We start from the raw sequence: 6,631 nt of genomic DNA, 5'->3' as shown, positions 1-6,631 counted from the left end.
CTTTGACGGTCGCCATTGTTTGAATCGCAAGGTCACTATAAAGAACTGACGCGCCGGGTTTGCCGCTCAACTCCTCGACCACCCACTGCCCCAGCACAGATTCTTCGATCCAGAAGGTGAGGCTTCCCCTAGCCTTCAATCCAGCGTTATACTCTGACCAGTTGCGGATGCGGTATTGAGGTTTCATGGCAGGTTTTATATGTGATAACTGAAATTTACCATGCCTCTCCTGCCCGCAACCCCTCTTTCATGCAACAACGCCGTTACCGGAGGTAAAGCATTTACACCCTGACTGATATTCAGGGGATTATAAAGAAATATATTTTTTTAAACAGTCCTCCCCGACAACTAAACAAAGCGTTTAGAATCCGAAGCAAAGGGCAGTATTGTTTACCGTGTTTTTTCTAATGGTTTCAGCCGTACCCACGCCAGACCCCAACGCTTGTGCAGACGTCCGATGTCCCATTCAATTTGTCGTGGATTTGCTGGGCAATAAATGGTCCATTCTAGTGCTACGTGAGCTATTTGGGGGCGATCGCCGCACCCATGAACTGTTAGACGCCCTACCCGGCATTAGCACCAAGACGCTCACCCAACGCCTGCGCGAACTGGAATCCTACGGCTTAGTCGAACGCCGCGTGTATGCAGAAATTCCGCCTCGCGTGGAATATTCCCTAACGGCCAAGGGACGCGAGATTAAACCCATCCTGGGGGCACTCCACGAAGTCGGTTCTCGTTGGTTGGAGCAGGAACCATGTATTTGTCCCCTTCAGGAGGAGTTCCCGTCTTAATCTTGACTGCTGCCCAGGTAATCCACTACTGCTGGTGAATCCGGATACTCAGCTAGAGTGAGAACTATTGCGCCATTTGGTGATTGCTCCACCGGGACGAGTACGCCTCATGATTAACATCCTGCATGTACTCCACTATGCAGATCAATCATTCTGGAGTCGGCTGATCGTGATTCCAGAGTTGGAGGTCGTGATCACGCCAGCGTAGGGAAATGTGTTTAGCTTACAGTTGGAGATTAGAGATTTAGGGCGTTGGGGCGTTGGGGCGGATCGCGCCAACGTGAAGGTAAGGATGAGTTGAGTCGCATGCTTTGACTCATCCTGCTTGACAAGCATTTAACGATAAACATCACGTCGATGTCCCAATTTCACAACCAAAATCAACAGTTGCTTGTCTCTAATTTCGTATATGACACGATAGTGGCCAACCCGAATTCGATACAGATCATCTTCACCTGAGTTTTACGACTCCAACTGGACGAGGATCATCGGCTAGGGAGTCAATAGCAGGTATAAGTCGCTTCTGCTCCTGTGCAGAGAGTGCTTTGAATTGTTTCGCTGCCCGTTTAATAAATTCAATCCGGTAGGTCATAGACCAGTTTCAGCCTTGAGCTCTTCCCAGCTAACCGTTCCTTCAGAGGCAACTGAAGCGAGTGCATCTCTAGCTTCTGTCAAATCGGCGGCATCTTCTACTTGCTTGGCTTTGAGAAACCGTAAAAAGTCTAAAACTTCAACAAGGAGAGGCTCGGATGCGTCATTAAGTTCCTGGATTAGCAAATCTTTGAGGGTCATGGTTTAATGGGCGATTACCAACGCCTTCCTCCATTAAATCGCTTGGGGTCAAATTTGGGCACAAGCGATTCAGCTAATCTAAGAAACTAGGAAGTAGGGCTCTTTCGTTCTCCCCTTTCAGTAAGTTACGAGTCGCTCTCACCCAAATCAAAGCGTATAGCCCTGCCCAAGGACGAATCCCATCTAGGGTTTGGCAAGTCTCAACGATTCGTTCCTCTCCCTGAAACAGGAATTGAGTCTTGATATAACAAATTACGGATCTCGGTTATTGCAGCACTTCTTCCAACTTGTGTTGTTCCCACAGTTCCAAGTACAGTCCGCCTTGGCTTAGCAATTCCGTGTGGGTTCCCGATTGGACAATCTGTCCCTGATCCATCACCAAAATGCGATCGCACCCTGCCGCTGCTGACATTTGGTGGGAAATAAACAGCACAGTTTTGCGCTGGGTTCCCTCCGAGAGACTTTTGAGAATGGCGGTTGCGGTTTGATTATCGACGCTAGAGAGAGAGTCATCCAGGATTAGGATTGGGGCATCCACCAGCAGGGCGCGGGCCAGGGCGGTGCGCTGGCGTTGCCCCCCGGAAAGGGTGATCCCCCGTTCGCCCACAATGGTTTTGTACTGCTGCGGAAAGTTCAGAATCTCCTGATGGATTTGGGCATTCTTGGCCGCATACTCCACCTCGGTTTGCTCACTCAGGGGATCACCATAACGAATGTTGTTTTTGATCGTGGTACTAAACAGAAAACTATCCTGCGGCACGTAGGCGATCGCCCGTCGCAAGTCATGGAGCTTGATCTGAGTAATATCAATACCGTCTAGAAACAACTGGTTAGGCGCAATGTTCAGCAGGTGGGGCAAAGCATTCGCCAGAGTGGACTTACCCGATCCAATCGGCCCCACGATTGCCACAGTCTCTCCGGGCTGAATCTCAAAGGTCACATCCGATAAGGACGGACGAGGCATATCGGGATAGAGATAGTTGAGATGGTTTGCTCTCAGAGATCCCTGAACCTCTTCAACAGGTAGGGCGATCGCCCCTGGCGGATCTGCAATCTGGGGTTGAGCCTGCAAAATATATTCCACCCGATCAATACTGACCTCTCCTCGCTGGTAGGCCGTAATGGTGAAGCCTAGGATCGCTGTGGGGAATACAAGACGCTCAACATAAAGCAGCATTGCGACAAAATCACCAATACTCAGCATGCCATCGGCGATCGCCCCTGATCCGGCCCACAGCACTGCCAAGAGACTAATACTCGCTAATCCGCCGAACAGGGGAAAGAGAATGTTTCGAGTCCGGGCGAGTTCTAAGTTCGCATTGAGCAGGCGATTATTGAGCGTACGAAATGCGCGTCGTTCGTTCTCTTCCTGGGCGTAGATCTTGATCAGTGCGATCCCGCTCATGTCTTCCTGAATCAGTTCGCTAATGCGCGAGGTTTCTTCCTGCACCGCCAACTGTTCGTTACGAAGGCGATCGCTAAACAGGTAGGTGATAAAAAACATCACCGGATACACCGTTAGTGCCAGCAGGGTCAGCTTGCCATCAATCGCCAGCATAAACGGCACGGTCAACGCATAGGCAAAGACGGTGTTGGCCAAACTCAGCACCGCAAATCCCAGTAAACGCCGAATATTGTCTACGTCACTGGTCGCGCGACTGATCAAATCTCCCGCCGTATTGCGGCTAAAGTAGGCAGGCTCCATTTGCAGCAAATGCTCAAAGATTTTCTGCTTCAGATCAAACTCCACCTGCCGCCCCACGCCAAACAGCAAAATGCGCGACACCATCCGCACCACCAGCATGATCGAGGCCAGCACCAACGTCAAAATGGAGTAGTACACAATCCGATCGAAGTCGAAGGCGACCTCCAGCTCATTCGTCCCCTGCCGAATAAGTTGCGGAATATAGGCTCCGACACCGTTGACGACGAGTAAAGCTGCCACTCCCAACGAACTTTCGCGCCAATACGGTCGCAAATATTCGCCCAATGTTCGCAATTTTGACTGAGCCATACACCCGTCCCAGAAGGATTGACCTAGAGCTAATGATGATTATTTTGCTTCACCTATCCTAGACGAATTCGTTCGGCTCTGCGGACAGCATTAGTACACCTAAAATGTCAAACGGTTCCGCCAACCTCGTCAGCAGAACCGTCAACAGTGCTTGAATTGATAATCGGGTGGTGATCAGGTGGTGTATTCGGCGTTAATTCGCACGTAATCGTAGCTGAGGTCGCATCCCCAAGCGGTTCCTGTGCCGGAGCCGTTGCCCACGCTCACCGAAATCAGGACGGTATCGGCTTTCAGATACTCCCCTTCAGATGCTTGCTTGAGGTAAGCACTCGCGGCGGCGCGATCGTAGGCCAACGGCTGCCCGTATTCCATCATCAGGAAATCGCCCAGCTTAATCCGCAGGTTTTCTTGCTCAAAGGGAACGCCTGCCCGACCCGCTGCCGCCGCAATGCGTCCCCAGTTGGGATCACGGCCAAAGATCGCGGACTTCACTAGAGACGATCCAGCAATGGTTCGGGCAATTTGCCGTGCGCCATCATCGGTGTGGGCTCCCGTCACCTGTACTTCCACTAAACAGGTTGCCCCTTCCCCATCACGGGCGATCGCCTTTGCCAAGTTAATGCAGACTTCCGTGAGCATGGCTTCTAGCTTCTCTGCCTCTGGCCCCATTTCGGTAATTGCCGGAGTCCGGGATTCACCGTTCGCAAGGGCAATTAAGGAGTCGTTGGTGCTGGTGTCGCCATCCACCGTGATCTGGTTAAAGCTCTTGTCCGCTGCCCGTGATAGCATCTCTTGCCAGATGTGGGGCGATACCGTGGCATCGCAGGTGACAAAGGCCAGCATTGTTGCCATGTTCGGATGGATCATGCCCGATCCTTTGCAAATGCCACCTACCCGAACCGGGCGATCGCCAAACATCGCTTCGAGGGCATAGGTTTTGGGAACTAAGTCGGTGGTGATAATCGCATTGGCGGCGGTCTCTGATCCCTCCGGTGACGCTGCCGCCACCAACTGCGGAATGCCTGCCCGCAGCGCATCCATCTTAATCCGCTGACCAATCACCCCTGTAGACGCCACCAGCACCGCCTCCGAGGGAATGCCCAAGGCTTGGGCAACCAGTTGGGCACTCTCAACCGCATCCTCCCAGCCTTGATCGCCCGTGGCTGCGTTGGCCTGCCCCGCATTGCAGAGAATGGCACGAGCGCTCGGTTTTGCCTGGAGCCGCTGGCGGCAATAGTCCACACAGGCCGCCTTGACACGACTGGTGGTAAACACCCCTGCGGCGATCGCCTCCACATCCGAGTAAATCAATGCCAAATCCGGTGCGCCGGAAGGTTTGAGTCCAGCGGTGATTCCCGATGCCCTATAGCCCTTAGCGGCGGTGACACCGCCCGGAATTTCGTGCCAGTCTGCCATGCTTTCTATGCGTCCTCTTCAATCTGAATTGACAGGATTTTATCGCCTTTACGAATCGCGTTTACGACGTCCATATCCTCAGTTTTGCCAAACACAGTGTGGACTCCATCCAGGTGGGGTTGGGGCGAATGGCAAATAAAGAACTGGCTACCCCCCGTATTGGGGCCAGCGTGCGCCATTGAAAGAGAGCCTGCCAAGTGCTTGTTAGGGTTTCCAGCGGTTTCGCACTTGATTTTGTACCCAGGGCCTCCTGTGCCTGTGCCGTGGGGACATCCGCCCTGAATCATAAAGTTATCAATAACGCGGTGAAAGGTTAAACCGTCATAAAACCCTGACTTGGAGAGTTTCACGAAGTTCTCAACGGTTCCGGGCGCATCCTGATCAAAGAGTTGTAGATGAATGGTTCCCTTTTCAGTTTCCATGACGGCACGAGTCATAGACATCTCCTGTGATAGTACGAAATATGCATAAATCCGTAGTTCACAGTAGCAGATTGTTCTGGGATTCTGGCTAAGTCTTGACGTTCCTTTAAGCAATAGGGAGCGATCGCCCATTCCACAACTTATATATGTCCTATACGCGCACCTTATATATGTCGTCGCAAATAGTTCACAGCCTTCGCAAATTTCTGTTTCCAAAGCAGGGCGTCTTGCTCTACCGCTTGTCGCCGCGATCGCTCTGTCTGTAGGTCGGCTTTTAGGCGCTGAATTTGCTGCTGATACGCTTCAACCGATGGCGTGACCGCATTCCTAGGATTCTGAAGCTGGTGGGCACAGGCTTGGTAGAGTTCCATTCCCCGTCCTGTGGCGATCGCCTCGGCAATCTGTTTTAATTGCGCTTCGCTGAGCGATTGCACTAACGCAACGTAAGATTCAGAAGATTGTTCAGAAGAGGACGAAACCATAGGGGTAAAATCAATCTGGTTGATTCTTAGATTGAACGCAGCGCCATGCCTAAACCTCTGATCGGCATCATTATGGGAAGTGACTCGGACTTGCCCACCATGCAAGGGGCGATCGCCATTTGTGAACAGTTTACTGTCCCCCATGAGGTGGCGATCGTATCCGCTCACCGCACCCCCGAACGCATGGTGGATTACGCCAAAACTGCCCATAGTCGAGGCTTGAAAGTCATCATCGCAGGGGCCGGGGGAGCCGCTCACCTTCCCGGTATGGTGGCATCGTTGACGCTGCTTCCTGTGATTGGGGTTCCGGTTTTGACCCGCAGCTTACACGGGGTAGATTCTCTCTATTCCATCGTACAAATGCCCGGAGGGATCCCGGTAGCAACTGTTGCAATCGGTAACGCCAAAAATGCGGGATTACTGGCGGTACAAATCCTTGCTAGCCATGATGAAGCGTTACTGAAACAGGTGCAAGACTATCGGCAAAGCCTGGGCGACAGCGTCATGAGCAAACAAACCAAACTCGATACTGTGGGCTATCAGCAATACCTCCGAGAAATGTAGAGGTAGACACGGCATATCAAAAAGCATTGGATGAAACGCATCATTCGGGAAGAAGGGGCGATCATCCAATGCTGGGCTTGCTATCTAACGTTCAACAATTTAGCTTCTCCGTGAAAGCCCCGCACTCTGCCGAAGGCGAGTGTCGGGATG

8 protein-coding genes and 2 pseudogenes are annotated in these 6,631 nt (G+C 52.0%); 3 read left to right on the top strand and 7 right to left on the bottom strand.

What is annotated here, in order from left to right:
- On the bottom strand, window positions 1–187 hold a 187-nt coding region (locus tag IGR76_06225), incomplete at its 3' end, for a transposase (GenBank protein ID MBF2078113.1).
- Window positions 188–407: 220 nt separating this feature from the next.
- On the opposite strand from IGR76_06225, the gene IGR76_06220 reads away from it, so the two are divergent.
- Both IGR76_06220 and IGR76_06215 read left to right on the top strand, forming a co-directional pair.
- Window positions 408–791: a helix-turn-helix transcriptional regulator gene (locus IGR76_06220; GenBank protein MBF2078112.1), complete on the top strand. Its 384-nt coding sequence runs from the start codon at window positions 408–410 to the stop codon at window positions 789–791.
- Between the two features lie 28 nt (window positions 792–819).
- Window positions 820–999, top strand: a pseudogene (locus IGR76_06215) (hypothetical protein).
- Window positions 1,000–1,127: 128 nt separating this feature from the next.
- Here the strand turns inward: IGR76_06215 and IGR76_06210 are convergent.
- From IGR76_06210 to IGR76_06185, 6 genes and pseudogenes are all read right to left on the bottom strand, one after another.
- Window positions 1,128–1,383: pseudogene (locus tag IGR76_06210) on the bottom strand (type II toxin-antitoxin system RelE/ParE family toxin).
- Window positions 1,380–1,583 (bottom strand): DUF2281 domain-containing protein, encoded by a 204-nt coding sequence (locus tag IGR76_06205; GenBank protein ID MBF2078111.1) that lies wholly within the window; start codon window positions 1,581–1,583, stop codon window positions 1,380–1,382. The pseudogene IGR76_06210 and the gene IGR76_06205 overlap by 4 nt, the downstream one beginning before the upstream one ends.
- Window positions 1,584–1,848: 265 nt before the next feature.
- Window positions 1,849–3,597 (bottom strand): ABC transporter ATP-binding protein, encoded by a 1,749-nt coding sequence (locus IGR76_06200; GenBank protein MBF2078110.1) that lies wholly within the window; start codon window positions 3,595–3,597, stop codon window positions 1,849–1,851.
- Window positions 3,598–3,771: 174 nt separating this feature from the next.
- Window positions 3,772–5,013: a bifunctional ornithine acetyltransferase/N-acetylglutamate synthase gene (argJ, locus tag IGR76_06195; protein ID MBF2078109.1), complete on the bottom strand. Its 1,242-nt coding sequence runs from the start codon at window positions 5,011–5,013 to the stop codon at window positions 3,772–3,774.
- Window positions 5,014–5,018: 5 nt separating this feature from the next.
- On the bottom strand, window positions 5,019–5,450 hold the full coding sequence (locus IGR76_06190; GenBank protein MBF2078108.1) for a peptidylprolyl isomerase: 432 nt from the start codon (window positions 5,448–5,450) through the stop codon (window positions 5,019–5,021).
- 149 nt (window positions 5,451–5,599) lie between these two features.
- A complete protein-coding gene (locus IGR76_06185; protein ID MBF2078107.1) occupies window positions 5,600–5,917 on the bottom strand; it encodes a hypothetical protein in 318 nt (105 codons plus the stop codon).
- 45 nt (window positions 5,918–5,962) lie between these two features.
- Between IGR76_06185 and purE the strand changes: the two genes are divergently transcribed.
- Window positions 5,963–6,481: a 5-(carboxyamino)imidazole ribonucleotide mutase gene (gene purE / locus IGR76_06180; GenBank protein MBF2078106.1), complete on the top strand. Its 519-nt coding sequence runs from the start codon at window positions 5,963–5,965 to the stop codon at window positions 6,479–6,481.
- The last annotated feature ends 150 nt before the right edge of the window (window positions 6,482–6,631 follow it).

Source organism: Synechococcales cyanobacterium T60_A2020_003 (genome assembly GCA_015272205.1).
In the GTDB taxonomy this organism is placed as follows: domain Bacteria; phylum Cyanobacteriota; class Cyanobacteriia; order RECH01; family RECH01; genus JACYMB01.
The sequence above is the reverse complement of the archived record's forward strand: the minus strand, read 5'-3'. Positions and strand labels throughout refer to the sequence as shown.

Bases quoted from the DNA above. Each gene is read 5' to 3' on its own strand.
- IGR76_06200 (MBF2078110.1), bottom strand. From the start codon at position 3,597: ATGGCTCAGTCAAAATTGCGAACATTGGGCGAATATTTGCGACCGTAT.
- IGR76_06185 (MBF2078107.1), bottom strand. From the start codon at position 5,917: ATGGTTTCGTCCTCTTCTGAACAATCTTCTGAATCTTACGTTGCGTTA.
- IGR76_06205 (MBF2078111.1), bottom strand. From the start codon at position 1,583: ATGACCCTCAAAGATTTGCTAATCCAGGAACTTAATGACGCATCCGAG.
- purE (MBF2078106.1), top strand. From the start codon at position 5,963: ATGCCTAAACCTCTGATCGGCATCATTATGGGAAGTGACTCGGACTTG.
- argJ (MBF2078109.1), bottom strand. From the start codon at position 5,013: ATGGCAGACTGGCACGAAATTCCGGGCGGTGTCACCGCCGCTAAGGGC.
- IGR76_06190 (MBF2078108.1), bottom strand. From the start codon at position 5,450: ATGACTCGTGCCGTCATGGAAACTGAAAAGGGAACCATTCATCTACAA.
- IGR76_06220 (MBF2078112.1), top strand. From the start codon at position 408: ATGGTTTCAGCCGTACCCACGCCAGACCCCAACGCTTGTGCAGACGTC.